Below are 15,321 nucleotides of genomic sequence, written 5' to 3'. Positions count from 1 at the left end.
ATTCCCTTTAACATGTGAATGTTGCCGAAATTATATGCGTTTAGTGGACGATTAGGATATCTAAATCAGGTCAACGCTCCACCTTGTCGGCATTGCGCAAAGCGCAGAATATCTTCAGCAAGACGGCGAGCGGTTTCGATGTCTGTCTGGCTGCGTTTCACCAGTAAACGGCTCAGGCAACCTTCCAGCACCAGCTCCATTTGATGAGCTACCATCGTTGGGTCATCCACTTCCAGCTGCGTAAGCAGTTGATGGCTGAATTCCCAGGCCGCTTTTTTCTGCTGATCCGCTAACTGGTGAATCGGGTGTGAGGCGTCTGGATAGAAGGTGCAGGCCGCGATAAACAGGCAGCCTGGATAGCGCTGTTTGTTGACACATTCAGTCAACGCTTCGTAGCGCTTCAACAACTTTTGTTCAAGCGACAGCTCATCGTTAAGCGTGAGCTGGCGTCGCCAGACGTCAACTTGCTGGCTCAAATAACGCAGCGCGTCATAGAGCAACGCTTCACTGTCAGGCCAGAATTTACTGATTTCTTTTATCGGATAGTCTGCTTCATTGGCGACCATCTCAAGTGTGGTGCTGGCAATCCCCTCACGTTCAAGAACGCCCAGGGCATGCTCTAATACTGTTTCGCGTTGCACGGTATTTTCCTCCCCTCCGTCGTTCATTCAACGGTTTGTCCCATAAGTAGTGTTATTTACGGCGCCAGATTCTGCAAATGCGTACTAAAGGTGTCTGCATCCATAAAACCGGTAACGCGTGCGCCAGTCTGCTCATGGCCTTGTCCATCAAAGAACAAAATCGTTGGCAGTCCTAAAACCTGTAAATGCTTTAACAGGGCGACATCTTGCGCGTTATTGGCAGTGACATCAGCCTGCAATAAAACAGTATTTGCCAGGTGTTTTTGCACTTTCGGATCGCTAAAAGTGTATTTCTCAAATTCTTTGCAGGCCACACACCAGTCGGCGTACAAATCGAGCATCACCGGTTGGCCTTTGGCATTGGCGAGTGCTGCGTCGAGCTGTTCAACGTTGGTAATCTTTGTGAAATTGATATGTGCCTGGTTTGCTGCGACGGAGGTGCCAAATGCCCAGTCTTGCAGCGGGCGAGCACAGACTAGCGCCGCGCCGAGCAGGATTATCTGCACGATACGCATCCAGGATTTGGTCGCCTGCAGGCTGGTGATAAACGCCCAGCTAAAGAACGCTACGCCGAGTAATCCCCACAAACGAATCCCCCATGTCTCTCCCAGTATGCGTTCCAGCAGGAATACTGGTAGTGCGAGGATCACAAAACCAAAAGCCGTTTTGACTGTTTCCATCCACGGGCCGCTTTTTGGCAGCAGGCGGTTGCCAAAAACAGTGATCAGCATCAGCGGCAGGCCCATGCCCAGCGCATAGAGATACAGCGTGCCGCCACCCAGCCACAGGTTCCCGCTTTGGGCGATGTACAGCAGAATGGCGCTCAGCGGCGCGGTGGTGCAGGGAGAGCAAATTAATCCGGCTAATGCGCCCATCGCAAATACGCCACCTGCGGAACCCCCTTGTTGGCGATTACTCATTAGCGTCAGGCGGGTTTGCAGCGAGGACGGCAGTTGCAGGGTGAATAACCCGAACATCGACGCGGCGAGCAACACAAACAGTGCAGACAGGCCGATCAGCACATAAGGATGTTGAAGTGCGGCCTGGAATTGCAGCCCGGCGGCGGCAACCACCAGACCCAATGCGGTGTAGGTCAGCGCCATACCTTGTACGTAGACAAAGGTTAGCAGCAGCGCGCGGGTGGTGGATAAACGCTGTTTACCGCCGAGCACGATGCCGGAAATCAGCGGGTACATCGGCAGCACGCAAGGCGTGAAGGCGATGCCGATACCGATTAAGAATGCCCACAGTGCGGAGAAGGGCAGTTGGGTTGGGGCGGTGTTGTCTGTACCCCTCACCCCGGCCCTCTCCCCAGGGGAGAGGGAGGAAGGCGGTTCCGCGGTAGGCGCAGGGGAGAGGGAGGAAGACGGTTGTGAGTCGGCACTGGTTTGTCCCCTCTCCTGGGGGAGAGGGTTAGGGTGAGGGCGTCCCTCAGCCGATACAACCACTTCACTCAGCGGCACCACACGTGTCTCCGGCGGGTAACAAAAGCCCGCTTCGGCACAGCCCTGATAAGTCACGCTGATAGTCGCGCCTTTGGCCGCAGATTGAACGATGACGGGCAGATTGAGCTGTTGAGTGTAAATCTCGGTCTTACCGTAGAACTCGTCCTCATGCCAGCTGCCTTTTGGTAATTCCAGCGGGGTGAGTTCGGCCTGAGTCGGGTTGAGTTTGATTTGCTGGCGATAAAGGTAGTAGCCCGGTTTTATCTGCCAGTTGAGGTTAAGCTGGTTTCCAGACTGCTGAAAATCGAACGCAAAAGCCTGATCGACAGGAACAAATTGGGATTTGCTCTGGTTATCGAACAGACCTGCAAAAGCGTGAGTGCTGAATAGCGCAAAGATTAGCGCAAAGATGCGTAGAGCCATGAGAGGTAATCACTATCTCCGTGGGTAACTGGCAGAACCAGTAATTCAGGGGTTTGGTATGGGTGATGCGATTTGAGAGACGCGAGTAAGGCGTCTTGATGTTCGATATCGCTTTTAAGCAACATCTGCACCTCATACTCCTGTTCCATTTTTCCCTCCCAGTAATACAACGAAGTGGCACCGGGCAATATTGTGACGCAGGCCGCTAGTTTTTCAGCCAGCATTAGGGCTGCGAGTTCCTGAGCGGTGGCTTCGTCTGGGGCAGTACAAAGGATGACAACAGCCTGAGTGTTCGGCATAGCTAACCTCGTATCCGGGGGAAACAGCGGTTGACTATAGCACGGTGAAGCGGGGGGAGGTGTTAAACGGGCCGCTGTACGACCCGTGTTTTGAAAGATTTACAGAACCAAACCACCGACGATAAAGCCGAGGATGACGCACAACGTAATGGCGATAACGCCAGGAACCAGGAACGCGTGGTTAAACACGTACTTACCAATTCGTGTTGAGCCGGTGTCGTCCATTTCCACCGCCGCCAACAAGGTTGGGTAGGTCGGCAAGACGAACAACGCAGATACCGCAGCGAACGAAGCGATAGCGGTCAGTGGGCTCACGCCGAGCATCAGCGCCGCTGGCATCAATGCTTTGGTGGTCGCCGCCTGGGAGTAGAGCAATGTGGCGGCGAAGAACAGCACTACCGCTAACAACCACGGATAGCTTTGTAGTAAGTCGCCTGCAACGGCCTGAATATCCTGAATATGGTTTTTGACGAAGGTATCACCCAGCCATGCCACACCCAGCACACAGATACAGGCACTCATACCCGATTTGAAGGTGCTGGCATTAAGGATTTCGCCAGTATCAATTTTACAGGTGACGCAGATAAGCGTGGCGATGGTCAGCATGAACACCACAATCGCTTCGTTACGCGGCAGGATTGGGTTTTGAATCAGGCCAACGGTATCGCTGATGGCAGTGGCGTAGAACATCACGGCGACAATGCCGATCAGGAACAGCAGCACAGAGCGTTTAGCGTGTGGCTTCAGCACAAACACGCTGCTGCCACGCAGTTTCACTTCACCTTTGGCGAGGCGTTCCTGGTAAACCGGATCGTCTTTCAGTTCGCAACCGAGGAAGTTACAAACAATCGCTGTCAGCATGACGGCAACCAGCGTCACAGGAATACAGATGCCGAGCAATGTCAGATAGCTGATGCCCATTGGCTCAAGGATGCCAGAGAAGAACACCACCGCTGCAGAAATCGGCGAGGCGGTAATGGCAATTTGCGAAGCGACAACCGCGATAGACAGTGGACGCGATGGGCGAATCCCTTGCTCTTTCGCGACTTCAGTAATCACCGGCAGCGTGGAGAACGCGGTGTGGCCTGTTCCCGCAAGAATGGTCATAAACCAGGTGACCAACGGGGCGAGGAAGGTGATGTATTTAGGATGGCGACGCAGTAGTTTTTCTGCAAGGCTGACCAGATAGTCCATTCCCCCGGCCACCTGCATGGCGGCAATTGCGGCAATAACTGCCATGATAATTTCGATAACATCGAACGGAATCGCACCAGGTTTAACTTGAAAAACAAGAGTTAAAATCAGTACGCCAAAACCGCCAGCAAAGCCAATGCCTATGCCGCCGAGTCTGGCTCCGAGATATATCGCTAACAGCACGATAACGAGTTCTGCTCCAAACATAACTGCCTTCCTTGTGTTTGATTATTTGATAATTATATGTTGTGTTTTTGTTGAACGTACAAATGAAAAAGGCACGTCCAATGGACGTGCCTTTTATTAACACCTGTTAAGACTACTGTTCATTTTCATCGGTATAACGTTTCGCTTTATAAACTGGGTGCATCAGGTTGTTAATAGAGAAAATATCATCCAGCTCGGCTTCGGTGAGTAACCCGCGCTCCAGCACGACTTCACGCACGCTCTTGCCAGTTTCAGCACAAATCTTCCCTACGATATCGCCATTATGGTGGCCAATGAACGGGTTCAGATAAGTCACGATACCAATCGAGTTGTAGACGTAGCTTTCGCAGACTTCTTTGTTCGCGGTAATGCCGTTGATGCATTTTTCCAGCAGATTGTAGCAAGCGTTAGTCAGAATGTGGATAGATTCGAACATTGCCTGGCCAATCACTGGCTCCATCACGTTCAACTGCAACTGACCTGCTTCGGAAGCCATGGTGACGGTGATGTCGTTGCCAATGACTTTGAAGCAAACCTGGTTAACCACTTCTGGAATTACCGGGTTTACTTTCGCAGGCATAATAGAAGAGCCGGCTTGCAGTTCTGGCAGGTTGATTTCGTTCAGACCAGAGCGCGGGCCGGAAGATAGCAGGCGAAGGTCATTACAGATCTTCGACAATTTCACTGCCAGGCGTTTCAGCGAGCTGTGAACCATCACGTATGCGCCACAGTCAGACGTCGCTTCAATCAAGTCTTCAGCCGGAACACAGGCCAGGTTGCTGACTTCAGCCAGTTTCTGCACAGCCAGTTGCTGGTAACCTTCTGGGGTGTTCAGACGAGTCCCGATGGCGGTCGCACCAAGGTTAACTTCCAGCAGTAATTCTGCAGTACGCAGCAGATTGCGGGTTTCTTCAGTCAACAGGACGTTGAACGCATGGAATTCCTGGCCCAGCGTCATCGGCACGGCATCCTGCAACTGGGTACGACCCATTTTCAGGACGTTTTCGAACTCAACCGCTTTGTTCTGGAAGCCGTCGCCTAATTGATTGATTGCATCAATCAGTTTCACAATAGAGGCGTACACCGCGATGCGGAAACCGGTTGGGTAAGCATCGTTGGTGGACTGGCATTTGTTGACATGGTCGTTCGGGTTCAGGTACTGGTACTCACCTTTCTGGTGGCCCATCAGCTCAAGCCCAATGTTGGCGAGCACTTCGTTGGTATTCATGTTAACGGAAGTACCGGCACCGCCCTGGTAAACGTCCACCGGGAATTGGTCCATACATTTGCCGTTATTCAGAACTTCATCGCAAGCCTGGATAATGGTGTTCGCGATGCTTTTCGGAATGGTTTGCAACTCCTTGTTCGCCATTGCCGCTGCTTTCTTAACCATTACCATACCACGTACAAATTCAGGTATGTCACTGATTTTGCTGTTGCTTATGTAGAAGTTTTCAATCGCTCTCAGAGTATGAACACCATAATAGGCATCCGCTGGCACTTCCCTGGTACCCAACAAATCTTCTTCGATACGAATGTTATTTAACATGTGAACCTTCTTAATTAAAGCTGCCATTGATTGATCATTGCACGAACAGGATCTTTGGTCGTGCGATGAATAGACCGACGATTATGTCCATATTCGGTCACCACGCAGTGATGATATGCTGATGATAGAGAAATGCAGTAATCTGGATCACTTAATAAACACCAGCTCACATAACAATTATTAATATGTGATGCCGATCAATTGTTGAAAATTTCCAGAAAAATAATACGGCAGATAGATTGATTTTTGACTAAGACGCCGCCATCTCTTTTATCTGGCTAAATAGCCAACTAATTTCCCGCAAGTGCTTGATGGCGCTTGCTACAGACTTTCCCAATGACAGGAGTGCACGGTGCGCTGGATACCGTTAATTGCCGTTTTCCTCTATGTTTACATAGAGATCTCGTTGTTTATTCAAGTCGCCCATGTGATGGGAGTTTTCCTGACGCTGGTGCTGGTGATATTCACCTCAGTTATAGGTATGTCACTGGTTCGCAACCAGGGCTTTAAGAATTTCATGCTGATGCAGCAGAAAATGGCGGTGGGTGAAAGCCCGGCGGCAGAGATGATTAAAAGTGTTTCGTTGATCATCGCCGGTTTGCTGTTACTGTTGCCTGGCTTCTTTACGGACTTCCTCGGTTTATTGCTGTTACTGCCACCAGTACAGAAACACCTCACGCTGAAGCTGATGCCTCATTTGCGTTTCTCACGCACTCCAGGTGGTGGTTTTAGTGCGGGCGCTGGTGGTGGTTCAACGTTCGATGGTGAGTATCAACGTAAAGATGATGCACCAAAACAGCTCGACGATCATGACAACGACGATCGTCACAATCGTTAAAAATCGAAAATTTTTTTGTTTTCCCCCCTTGAAGGGGGGAAGGCGCATCCCCATCTCTCAGGTCACCAGCCGATAACCCATTTTGGGCCGGCGTTACCCAAACACTGATACAGACTTTCTCAAAGGAGAGCTATCACATGAGTATTCGTCCATTACATGACCGTGTCATCGTCAAGCGTAAAGAAGTTGAATCTAAATCTGCAGGCGGCATCGTTCTGACTGGCAGTGCAGCTGGTAAATCAACTCGTGGCGAAATCATCGCTGTCGGTAAAGGCCGCATTCTGGAAAACGGTAACGTGCAACCGCTGGACGTAAAAGTCGGCGACATCGTGATTTTCAACGATGGCTACGGTGTTAAGTCTGAGAAGATCGACAATGAAGAAGTGTTGATCATGGCAGAAAGCGACATCCTGGCAATTGTTGAAGCGTAATCCGCGCAAAAACTGAACGAACATAAACGAATTTAAGGAAAGTTAAGAATGGCAGCTAAAGACGTAAAATTCGGTAATGACGCTCGTGTGAAAATGCTGCGTGGCGTTAACGTACTGGCAGATGCAGTGAAAGTTACCCTCGGTCCTAAAGGCCGTAACGTGGTTCTGGATAAATCTTTCGGTGCACCGACTATCACTAAAGATGGTGTTTCTGTAGCGCGTGAAATCGAACTGGAAGACAAGTTCGAGAACATGGGTGCACAGATGGTTAAAGAAGTTGCCTCTAAAGCGAACGACGCGGCAGGCGACGGTACTACCACTGCAACCGTGCTGGCTCAGTCCATCATCACTGAAGGCCTGAAAGCTGTTGCTGCAGGCATGAACCCAATGGACCTGAAGCGCGGTATCGATAAAGCTGTTATCGCTGCTGTTGAAGAGCTGAAAGCTCTGTCTGTTCCTTGCTCTGACTCTAAAGCAATCGCTCAGGTTGGTACTATCTCTGCTAACTCCGACGAAACCGTGGGTCAACTTATCGCTGAAGCGATGGAGAAAGTAGGCAAAGAAGGCGTTATCACCGTTGAAGAAGGCACCGGCCTGCAAGACGAGCTGGACGTTGTAGAAGGTATGCAGTTCGACCGTGGCTACCTGTCTCCGTACTTCATCAACAAGCCAGAAACCGGTTCTATCGAACTGGAAAGCCCGTTCATTCTGCTGGCTGACAAAAAAATCTCCAACATCCGTGAAATGCTGCCAGTTCTGGAAGCCGTTGCGAAAGCTGGCAAACCACTGCTGATCATCGCTGAAGATGTTGAAGGCGAAGCGCTGGCGACTCTGGTGGTTAACACCATGCGTGGCATCGTGAAAGTTGCTGCGGTTAAAGCACCTGGTTTCGGCGACCGTCGTAAAGCCATGCTGCAAGATATCGCTACTCTGACTGGCGGTACCGTCATCTCTGAAGAGATCGGTATGGAGCTGGAAAAAGCGACCCTGGAAGATCTGGGTACTGCTAAGCGTATCGTTATCAACAAAGACACCACGACCATCATCGATGGTAATGGCGAAGAAGCTGCAATCCAGGGCCGTGTGTCTCAGATTCGTCAGCAGATCGAAGAAGCAACTTCTGATTACGACCGTGAAAAACTGCAAGAGCGCGTAGCTAAACTGGCTGGCGGCGTTGCAGTCATCAAAGTCGGTGCTGCTACCGAAGTTGAAATGAAAGAGAAGAAAGCACGCGTTGAAGATGCCCTGCACGCGACCCGTGCTGCGGTTGAAGAAGGCGTGGTTGCCGGTGGTGGTGTTGCGCTGATTCGCGTAGCGTCTAAACTGTCTGAACTGCGTGGCCAGAACGAAGACCAGAACGTGGGTATCAAAGTTGCGCTGCGCGCAATGGAATCCCCACTGCGTCAAATCGTTCTGAACTGCGGCGAAGAGCCATCTGTTGTTGCTAACAACGTGAAAGCGGGTGACGGTAACTACGGTTACAACGCAGCAACTGAAGAATACGGCAACATGATCGACATGGGTATTCTGGATCCAACTAAAGTGACTCGTTCTGCTCTGCAGTACGCAGCCTCTGTAGCTGGCCTGATGATTACCACTGAGTGCATGATTACCGATATGCCAAAATCTGACGGCCCTGATTTAGGTGGCGCAGGTATGGGCGGTATGGGTGGCATGGGCGGCATGATGTAATTGCCCAAACACTGATGTGTTTGTAACACCGTGTTAAGAAAACCCTCAGTCAGAAATGTCTGAGGGTTTTTTCTTTTTGGTCACAGTCTGGTATAAGATCTCACCGGGCGATGGTGGCCCGCTACTTTTCAAGACAGCATTGATAACGGGGAACAACATGCGCATTAAAGTTTCAGCAGGAATGGCTGTAGCAGCGCTGCTGCTGGCAGGCTGTAGCACTAGCAACGATCTTTCTGCTGGTGGGCAAGGCGTCCGTTTTGTTGAGGATAAGCCAGGCACCGAATGCCAGTTATTAGGAAACGCAACCGGTGAGCAAAGTAACTGGTTTTCCGGGCAGCATGGCGGTGAAGGCGGTTCTATGCGTGGCGCAGCAAATGCTCTGCGTAATAACGCAGCGGCGATGGGCGGTAACGTGCTGTATGGCGTGAGCAGCCCGACTCAAAACTTGCTGTCGAGCTTTGCTCCGACTGCCAGCACCATGACTGGCCAGGTTTATAAGTGCCCGAACTGATTTTTGGGTGAAACCACCCTCACTCCGACCCTCTCCCTAAAAGGGCGAGGGAGAAATCGTACATTTCCCTCTCCTCGGGGAGAGGGTTAGGGTGAGGGCGAAATTCTCGAAAACGATCAGCTCTGGCGCAACTGCAAATCTATCGGTGTTTTGCTCGGCTCACCGCCAATCTCACGTGCCAGTTTCGGCACCATATAGCCTGAAATCAACGTCAGCAGTTCACGCATAATCAATCTTGCCTGGTCGTCACTGACCATAAAATGTGCCGCACCCTGTACTTTATCCAATACGTGCAGGTAATAAGGCATCACTCCGGAATCGAACAACGCATTACTCAAATCTGCGAGTGTCTGCGCATTGTCGTTCACATCGCGCAACAGCACGCTTTGGTTAAGCAGTGTTACGCCCGCCTGGCGCAGGTGCTTCATGGATGCGGTAAATTCATCCCCAATCTCATTGGCATGATTGATATGGTTAACCAAAATAACCTGCAACCGGGAACCAGCGATGCGTTCGACCAGCGTGTCAGTGATGCGCGCCGGGATAACAATCGGCAAGCGGCTGTGGATGCGTAAGCGCTTAATATGCGGGATTGCTTCCAGTTCACTGAATAACCAATCCAGCTCGTGATCTTTTGCCATCAACGGGTCGCCGCCGGAGAAAATAATCTCGTCCAGTTCCGGATGCTCGCTGATATAAGCGATAGCCGCCTGCCAGTTGCGTTTGTTTCCCTGGTTATCGGAATAGGGGAAATGGCGACGGAAGCAATAACGGCAATTGACCGCACAACCGCCTTTTACCAGCAACAACGCACGGTTGCGGTATTTGTGCAGCAGGCCCGGTACTACGCTGTGTTGTTCCTCCAGCGGATCGGTGCTAAAGCCCGGAGCGGCAATAAACTCCTCTTTGGCGGTTAACACCTGGCGTAAGAGTGGGTCGTTCGGGTTGCCTTTTCCCATGCGAGCGACAAATGCCCGTGGGACACGCAAGGCAAAAAGTCGACGTGCATCACGTCCCGCCAGCAACTCTTTGTCGGCGTCTAGCTCTAAAATATGCAGCAGTTCGTCAGGATCGGTTATAACATCGGCAAGTTGCGTTAACCAATCTTCTCTGCGGGGGGGATTTAGGGTTACAATGTGTGCCATTTTTTGGCTAAGCTACCAATTAACAATTTCAGAGGGCCTTATGGCGACTTATTCTAGCAACGATTTTCGTGCCGGTCTTAAAATCATGTTCGAAGGCGAACCTTACGCAGTCGAATCCAGTGAATTCGTGAAACCAGGTAAAGGCCAGGCCTTTGCTCGCGTTAAAATGCGCCGCCTGCTGACAGGCACCCGCGTTGAGAAAACCTTCAAATCTACCGACTCCGCTGAAGGCGCAGACGTTGTAGATATGAACCTGACTTACCTGTACAACGACGGTGAGTTCTACCACTTCATGAACAACGAAACCTTTGAGCAGCTGGCTGCAGATGAGAAGGCTATCGGTGATAACGCTAAATGGATGCTTGACCAGGCCGAGTGTATCGTGACCCTGTGGAACGGCCGTCCTATCGCTGTTCAGCCACCAAACTTCGTAGAGCTGGAAATCGTTGAAACTGATCCAGGTCTGAAAGGTGATACTGCTGGTACCGGCGGTAAACCTGCAACACTGTCTACTGGTGCTGTCGTTAAAGTACCTTTGTTCGTTCAGATTGGCGAAGTCATCAAAGTTGACACTCGCTCTGGCGAATATGTTTCTCGCGTTAAGTAATACGTGAAGGTTGGCGGTGAGGCATTGCATGCTTCACCGCTGCTTGCAAAAGGCAGGGAAGATGAACCGTTTGATTAAACATTTACTTTTCATCACGTTGTTAGCCTCATTTCTCGCCGGTTGTAACACCACTCGCGGCTTTGGTGAAGATCTTAAGCACCTTGGCGGCTCAATTGAACGTGCAGCAAACAAGTAATTTCCAACACTCCTAAAAACCTGCTTTTTCCCTCAGACTGCCATTTTTTGACTATGCTTTAACTGCTATACACAAACAATATCGTCAAAAAAGGATACGGTTATGATTAAGAAAACTATTGCAGCGTTTTTTTCTCTCATAGTGCTTTCATCGTTACTGACTGCGTGTAATACGACTAAAGGTATGGGTGAAGATATTCAGGATGGTGGTCAGGCGATTTCTGGTGCAGCAACAAAAGCACAAAATTAATATATTAGCTGGCGGTACGGTATCAAGCCCGTACCGCTGTTAATTTTTATTATTGGTGTTGTTCTATAAACAATGAAAAGCGATTATTAATACCAAGTTTCATGCGGATATTTCGCTTGTAGGTATAAACTGTCTTGGTACTTATCCCCATCATTCTGGCAATAAAATCATTATTGGCTTCATCGGTCCACAGTTTTAATATCCTCTCCTCACGTAGTGTCAGCAAGGGCGAAGTGTACTGCTGCCCAGTGTGAAACGGTGGCCGGGTACTGAGTTGCGTTTGAATGGCCGCATAAAGCTCAGGTAATGGTGTAGATTTGCTATATATCGAATGTGAGCCTTGCGACAGGCAATATTCTTCAATCTTCACGTGACGCATACTATTCAGCAACATTAAACGTATTGACTTGCCGCAAGCTGAATAAATAGAGGAGAGTTGCTGGACATTATGTAATGAGCTGGCAAAACTGGTGAAGTCAGCAATAACAAGGTTTGGTCGCCACTGTATTATTTTTTCACGAGCTAAAAGTAAATTGTCCGTTTCAGCAATGGAAAAGGCCATATTGTGACTCTGCCAGCTTTTAAAACCTTGTCGACTATAATGACAACGGTCCACTAACAATATCTTATTCATACTTACCGTTCGCGTGACTCACTATTACAGCCTTTTCTGAATGTGCGAGAAAACATTATAATATGAAGAAAACATCGGAAATGAATTGCGGATTTGCGGGTTAATTAGCAGTCAATTCTCGGCTTAGCGTCAAGCACTCACTCAGCATGGCAACTAAACGTTACTGGTTTTGTGATAACAAAGTGTTTTTTTGGCTGTTCTAAGCTCGCTGGGTTGTTAAAATAACGCCCTCACCAGCCTTATGGGACGACCCATAAGCGCTTCTTGATTCCGGGGACGGCCCCATTGCTGGAGCTGTTTATGGCCTGGTTGATTCTTGTTATTGCTGGTTTATTAGAAGTTGTCTGGGCTGTCGGCCTCAAATATACCCACGGGTTCACTCGCTTATGGCCTAGCGTTATCACAGTGGTGGCAATGGTTGTAAGTGTCGCGTTGCTGTCATGGTCAATGAAAACGCTGCCGACCGGTACGGCTTACGCGGTCTGGACGGGAATTGGTGCCGTGGGTGCAGCCACTACAGGTATTTTACTGTTAGGCGAATCAGCAAGCCTGGCCCGCATCGCGAGCCTGGCGTTGATTGTTCTCGGGATTATTGGCCTGAAACTCAGCACCCATTAACTACTGGGTTGTTTAATCCACAGTAATTTTTCAACCTGGAAGCCCTGTTGTGCGGCGATTTTCAGCATTTGCTGTTTCACTTCAGGGCTGATGGTTGGCGTGCGTGACAATATCCACAGATAGTCTTTATCCGGCCCACATACCAGTGCGTGTCGGTAATCTTTATCTATCGCAATCACGTTATAGCCACCGTAAAACGGCCCAAAGAACGAGACTTTCAGTGCCGCGCGGCTCGGGTCACCCGTAAAATACGCTTTGCCAACACTTTGCTGCCACATTTGCCTGTCTGGGTTAAAACCTCTGTTTATCACCCGAATACCGCCGTCATCCATGGTGCTGTAAGTGGCGGTCACTTGATTCAATCCACTTTCAAACTTATGGTCGAAGCGGGCAATTTCATACCACTTACCGAGATACCGTTTAGCGTCAAAGTTATTAACTACCGTGGTGCCTGGTGGTGGAGTAGGGGAACTACAGGAGACAACAAGAAACGCAACTGCAAGGGTGGTGATAATCGGCCAGATGCGCATAGCAAAATCCTTGTTTGTTTTTTGCTAAGTGTAGATTGCGGCGGGAAAAATTGCGGCGTGTGGACGGAAATAAATCGGCCTGCGGTGCAGGCCTGAATATATTACTGCAATGCTTCGAGGATGGTGTACCCAGCTTTTACGCGCTCGGGGTTGGGATAACTTTTATTTGCCAGCATCACAATGCCTAGCTGTTGCTCAGGGATAAATGCCACATAAGTACCAAATCCCCCGGTTGAGCCAGTTTTGTGGACCCAGGATGCCTTAACAACAGGTGCTGGCGGGTCGATGGCTACGGCTTTTTGTGGGGCGAGCGCCACTTTGTTATCGCTGCCATCAATGATGGTTTTAGCCTCAACCGGCCAGTTGAGCATTTCCCAACCTAAGCCCTGATACATGTTGCCCACTCGCCAGTAGCGCGATTGCGCGAGTTCAATTCCCTGGCGCAGTGTTTTATCACCGACCTGGTCAGGCTGCATATTGGCCTGCATCCAGCTCGCCATGTCTGTAATCGTCGATTTCACACCATAGGCTTCAGAATCCAGCATGCCTGGTGAAACGTGCACAGCCTTACCGTCACGGTAACCCCAGGCGTAATTTCTTTCTTCAGAGGCGGGCACTTTTATCCAGGTATGTGACAGGTTCAACGGCTGGAAAACACGTTCGGTCATCGCCTCTTCAAAGCTCAATCCTGACGGTTTCACTGCCAGCGCACCGAAAAGGCCGATGCTGGAATTGGCATACAGACGAGTCGTCCCCGGTGCCCATTGCGGCTGCCAGGTCTGGTAAAAGTGGAGCAGGGAAGCCGGGCTGGTGACGTCATCAGGCACCTGCAACGGCAAGCCTCCTGCGGTATAGGTGGCAAGATGCAGCAGGTTTATATCTTTCCATTGTTTACCGGTTAATTCAGGCCAGTACTTGATTGCCGGATCGCTTAGTTTAATTTCACCGCGCGCGACGATATCGCCGCCCAGCACGCCAGTAAAGGTCTTACTGACTGATCCGAGCTCAAATAATGTCTCTTTCGTCACCGGTAAATTTTGGCTGATATCAGCTTTGCCATAAGTGAAGTAATACGGTTTTCCTTGATAAATCACGGCGACCGCCATGCCTGGAATACTCTGCTGTTTGAGTAGCGGTGCGATGACACGGTCGACTGTCTGGGCAATCTGTTTTTCAGTCAGCGTATTCGGGGCGGCAAACGTCGAGCAAGAGGCCGTGAGTAGCAGCGCACAGCTGAGAGTTTTGTTCATCATTGGTATTCCTCCATAAAACGACACTTTAGTTCTGGCCGGTACAAATAAAAAGGCCTGCGCAATGGCAGGCCTTGTTGACAATCAATGTGATTAGAGAGTGATCACACCGATAAAGGTCACGACGGTCAGAATGGCAGCAAGACCGTAGAACACCCACTTGCCAGACGGCACGTGAATTTTCAGGTCGTGCATCGCGTGGTGGATACGGTGAAGCCCACACCATAACGGCAGCACAATCATCAGGAAGATGAACAGGCGGCCAATCAGGCTTTGCGAAAATGCCAGCACACGCTCATAGCCCAAAGCATCGCCCGGGAACAGACCCAGCGGCAGCATAATGCCAACCAGCAACACGATTACCGGAGCGATGATCGCGCCCCACATGCCGCCTGCGCCAAACAGACCCCAGAATACCGGCTCGTCGGAGCGTTTTGGATTTGGATTAATCATGACGTCCCCTTACCAGAACAGTGCAACAAACAGAATGACGACAGTGGCGACAATGGTCACCGCCCACAATCCTTTAATCACCGGCTCTGGCCCCATTTTCTCATCTTTAATGATGATATTGGCGGCCTTCGGTGCCAGTTCAAACCAGGTTTTGGTATGCAGTAAAGCCGCCGCTAAGGTGATCAGATTGAGGATAACCACAATCGGGTTTTGCAGAAAACTGACAAATCCCGCCCAACTTTCCGGGCCGCTTTTCAGCGAAAACAGACCGCAGATCAGCAGAATACTGAACCACACGGTTGGCACCGATGTTCCTTCGCGAATCATATAGAAACGGTAGAAGCCCAGTTTTTGCCACCAGGTCGGAGTCATCGTCCGTACATATGGCTTACGTTTCGTAGTCATTTTG

General features: G+C 50.2%; 19 protein-coding genes. 8 read left to right on the top strand and 11 right to left on the bottom strand.

What is annotated here, in order from left to right; translation table 11 throughout:
* Positions 1-65 precede the first annotated feature (65 nt).
* The 5 genes from MNO13_RS22280 to aspA all read right to left on the bottom strand — a co-directional run bounded on the left by MNO13_RS22280 (position 66) and on the right by aspA (position 5,758).
* A complete protein-coding gene (locus MNO13_RS22280; protein ID WP_064540841.1) occupies positions 66-641 on the bottom strand; it encodes a transcriptional regulator in 576 nt (191 codons plus the stop codon).
* A 56-nt stretch (positions 642-697) separates the two neighbouring features.
* On the bottom strand, positions 698-2,509 hold the full coding sequence (locus tag MNO13_RS22275) for a protein-disulfide reductase DsbD (RefSeq protein WP_241939325.1): 1,812 nt from the start codon (positions 2,507-2,509) through the stop codon (positions 698-700).
* Positions 2,485-2,808 (bottom strand): divalent cation tolerance protein CutA, encoded by a 324-nt coding sequence (gene cutA / locus MNO13_RS22270; protein WP_064540833.1) that lies wholly within the window; start codon positions 2,806-2,808, stop codon positions 2,485-2,487. The genes MNO13_RS22275 and cutA overlap by 25 nt, the downstream gene beginning before the upstream one ends.
* A gap of 99 nt (positions 2,809-2,907) precedes the next feature.
* Complete coding sequence (locus MNO13_RS22265) at positions 2,908-4,209, bottom strand: anaerobic C4-dicarboxylate transporter (RefSeq protein WP_064540830.1); 1,302 nt, start codon at positions 4,207-4,209, stop codon at positions 2,908-2,910.
* 112 nt (positions 4,210-4,321) lie between these two features.
* Positions 4,322-5,758: an aspartate ammonia-lyase gene (aspA, locus tag MNO13_RS22260; protein ID WP_064540828.1), complete on the bottom strand. Its 1,437-nt coding sequence runs from the start codon at positions 5,756-5,758 to the stop codon at positions 4,322-4,324.
* Between the two features lie 352 nt (positions 5,759-6,110).
* Between aspA and MNO13_RS22255 the strand changes: the two genes are divergently transcribed.
* The 4 genes from MNO13_RS22255 to MNO13_RS22240 all read left to right on the top strand — a co-directional run bounded on the left by MNO13_RS22255 (position 6,111) and on the right by MNO13_RS22240 (position 9,230).
* The gene (locus MNO13_RS22255) at positions 6,111-6,596 is read left to right on the top strand and encodes an FxsA family protein (protein ID WP_064540825.1); all 486 of its coding nucleotides are present in this window, start codon (positions 6,111-6,113) and stop codon (positions 6,594-6,596) included.
* Positions 6,597-6,733: 137 nt separating this feature from the next.
* Entirely contained in the window at positions 6,734-7,027 is a 294-nt protein-coding gene (locus tag MNO13_RS22250; protein WP_034461121.1) for a co-chaperone GroES, read from the top strand.
* A 48-nt stretch (positions 7,028-7,075) separates the two neighbouring features.
* Positions 7,076-8,719 (top strand): chaperonin GroEL, encoded by a 1,644-nt coding sequence (gene groL / locus MNO13_RS22245; RefSeq protein WP_064540821.1) that lies wholly within the window; start codon positions 7,076-7,078, stop codon positions 8,717-8,719.
* Between the two features lie 139 nt (positions 8,720-8,858).
* Positions 8,859-9,230, top strand: a complete 372-nt coding sequence (locus tag MNO13_RS22240) for a DUF4156 domain-containing protein (protein WP_269811616.1) — start codon at positions 8,859-8,861, stop codon at positions 9,228-9,230.
* Positions 9,231-9,346: 116 nt separating this feature from the next.
* Here the strand turns inward: MNO13_RS22240 and epmB are convergent, their stop codons facing one another.
* Positions 9,347-10,375, bottom strand: coding sequence for an EF-P beta-lysylation protein EpmB (epmB, locus tag MNO13_RS22235; RefSeq protein ID WP_064540816.1), 1,029 nt, complete (start codon positions 10,373-10,375; stop codon positions 9,347-9,349).
* Positions 10,376-10,415: 40 nt separating this feature from the next.
* Between epmB and efp the strand changes: the two genes are divergently transcribed.
* From efp to ecnB, 3 genes are all read left to right on the top strand, one after another.
* On the top strand, positions 10,416-10,982 hold the full coding sequence (gene efp / locus MNO13_RS22230) for an elongation factor P (RefSeq protein ID WP_064540813.1): 567 nt from the start codon (positions 10,416-10,418) through the stop codon (positions 10,980-10,982).
* 61 nt (positions 10,983-11,043) lie between these two features.
* Entirely contained in the window at positions 11,044-11,178 is a 135-nt protein-coding gene (locus MNO13_RS22225) for an entericidin A/B family lipoprotein (protein WP_064540811.1), read from the top strand.
* 102 nt (positions 11,179-11,280) lie between these two features.
* A complete protein-coding gene (gene ecnB / locus MNO13_RS22220) occupies positions 11,281-11,427 on the top strand; it encodes a lipoprotein toxin entericidin B (RefSeq protein ID WP_034492730.1) in 147 nt (48 codons plus the stop codon).
* A 49-nt stretch (positions 11,428-11,476) separates the two neighbouring features.
* Here the strand turns inward: ecnB and MNO13_RS22215 are convergent, their stop codons facing one another.
* Entirely contained in the window at positions 11,477-12,061 is a 585-nt protein-coding gene (locus tag MNO13_RS22215; protein ID WP_064540808.1) for a response regulator transcription factor, read from the bottom strand.
* Positions 12,062-12,361: 300 nt separating this feature from the next.
* Here MNO13_RS22215 and sugE point away from each other — a divergent pair, with 300 nt between their 5' ends.
* The gene (gene sugE / locus MNO13_RS22210) at positions 12,362-12,679 is read left to right on the top strand and encodes a quaternary ammonium compound efflux SMR transporter SugE (protein ID WP_064540805.1); all 318 of its coding nucleotides are present in this window, start codon (positions 12,362-12,364) and stop codon (positions 12,677-12,679) included.
* On the opposite strand, the gene MNO13_RS22205 is transcribed toward sugE, so the two are convergent.
* The 4 genes from MNO13_RS22205 to frdC form a co-directional block, all read right to left on the bottom strand.
* A complete protein-coding gene (locus tag MNO13_RS22205) occupies positions 12,676-13,209 on the bottom strand; it encodes a lipocalin family protein (RefSeq protein WP_064540802.1) in 534 nt (177 codons plus the stop codon). The genes sugE and MNO13_RS22205 overlap by 4 nt on opposite strands.
* 101 nt (positions 13,210-13,310) lie before the next feature.
* The gene (gene ampC, locus MNO13_RS22200) at positions 13,311-14,462 is read right to left on the bottom strand and encodes a CMY2/MIR/ACT/EC family class C beta-lactamase (protein WP_133522958.1); all 1,152 of its coding nucleotides are present in this window, start codon (positions 14,460-14,462) and stop codon (positions 13,311-13,313) included.
* Positions 14,463-14,552: 90 nt separating this feature from the next.
* Positions 14,553-14,912, bottom strand: coding sequence for a fumarate reductase subunit FrdD (gene frdD, locus MNO13_RS22195; protein WP_064540797.1), 360 nt, complete (start codon positions 14,910-14,912; stop codon positions 14,553-14,555).
* Positions 14,913-14,921: 9 nt separating this feature from the next.
* Positions 14,922-15,317 (bottom strand): fumarate reductase subunit FrdC, encoded by a 396-nt coding sequence (frdC, locus tag MNO13_RS22190; protein ID WP_064540794.1) that lies wholly within the window; start codon positions 15,315-15,317, stop codon positions 14,922-14,924.
* Between the last annotated feature and the right edge of the window lie 4 nt (positions 15,318-15,321).

This window comes from Buttiauxella ferragutiae, from assembly GCF_022637515.1.
Taxonomy (GTDB): Bacteria; Pseudomonadota; Gammaproteobacteria; order Enterobacterales; family Enterobacteriaceae; genus Buttiauxella; species Buttiauxella ferragutiae.
Note: the sequence above shows the minus strand (reverse complement) of the source record. Positions and strands in the feature narration are given on the sequence as shown.

Coding starts and splice junctions, on each gene's coding strand:
- MNO13_RS22275 (WP_241939325.1), bottom strand. CDS start 2,509: ATGGCTCTACGCATCTTTGCGCTAATCTTTGCGCTATTCAGCACTCAC.
- cutA (WP_064540833.1), bottom strand. CDS start 2,808: ATGCCGAACACTCAGGCTGTTGTCATCCTTTGTACTGCCCCAGACGAA.
- MNO13_RS22265 (WP_064540830.1), bottom strand. CDS start 4,209: ATGTTTGGAGCAGAACTCGTTATCGTGCTGTTAGCGATATATCTCGGA.
- aspA (WP_064540828.1), bottom strand. CDS start 5,758: ATGTTAAATAACATTCGTATCGAAGAAGATTTGTTGGGTACCAGGGAA.
- MNO13_RS22250 (WP_034461121.1), top strand. CDS start 6,734: ATGAGTATTCGTCCATTACATGACCGTGTCATCGTCAAGCGTAAAGAA.
- groL (WP_064540821.1), top strand. CDS start 7,076: ATGGCAGCTAAAGACGTAAAATTCGGTAATGACGCTCGTGTGAAAATG.
- epmB (WP_064540816.1), bottom strand. CDS start 10,375: ATGGCACACATTGTAACCCTAAATCCCCCCCGCAGAGAAGATTGGTTA.
- efp (WP_064540813.1), top strand. CDS start 10,416: ATGGCGACTTATTCTAGCAACGATTTTCGTGCCGGTCTTAAAATCATG.
- MNO13_RS22225 (WP_064540811.1), top strand. CDS start 11,044: ATGAACCGTTTGATTAAACATTTACTTTTCATCACGTTGTTAGCCTCA.
- ecnB (WP_034492730.1), top strand. CDS start 11,281: ATGATTAAGAAAACTATTGCAGCGTTTTTTTCTCTCATAGTGCTTTCA.
- MNO13_RS22215 (WP_064540808.1), bottom strand. CDS start 12,061: ATGAATAAGATATTGTTAGTGGACCGTTGTCATTATAGTCGACAAGGT.
- sugE (WP_064540805.1), top strand. CDS start 12,362: ATGGCCTGGTTGATTCTTGTTATTGCTGGTTTATTAGAAGTTGTCTGG.
- MNO13_RS22205 (WP_064540802.1), bottom strand. CDS start 13,209: ATGCGCATCTGGCCGATTATCACCACCCTTGCAGTTGCGTTTCTTGTT.
- ampC (WP_133522958.1), bottom strand. CDS start 14,462: ATGATGAACAAAACTCTCAGCTGTGCGCTGCTACTCACGGCCTCTTGC.
- frdD (WP_064540797.1), bottom strand. CDS start 14,912: ATGATTAATCCAAATCCAAAACGCTCCGACGAGCCGGTATTCTGGGGT.
- frdC (WP_064540794.1), bottom strand. CDS start 15,317: ATGACTACGAAACGTAAGCCATATGTACGGACGATGACTCCGACCTGG.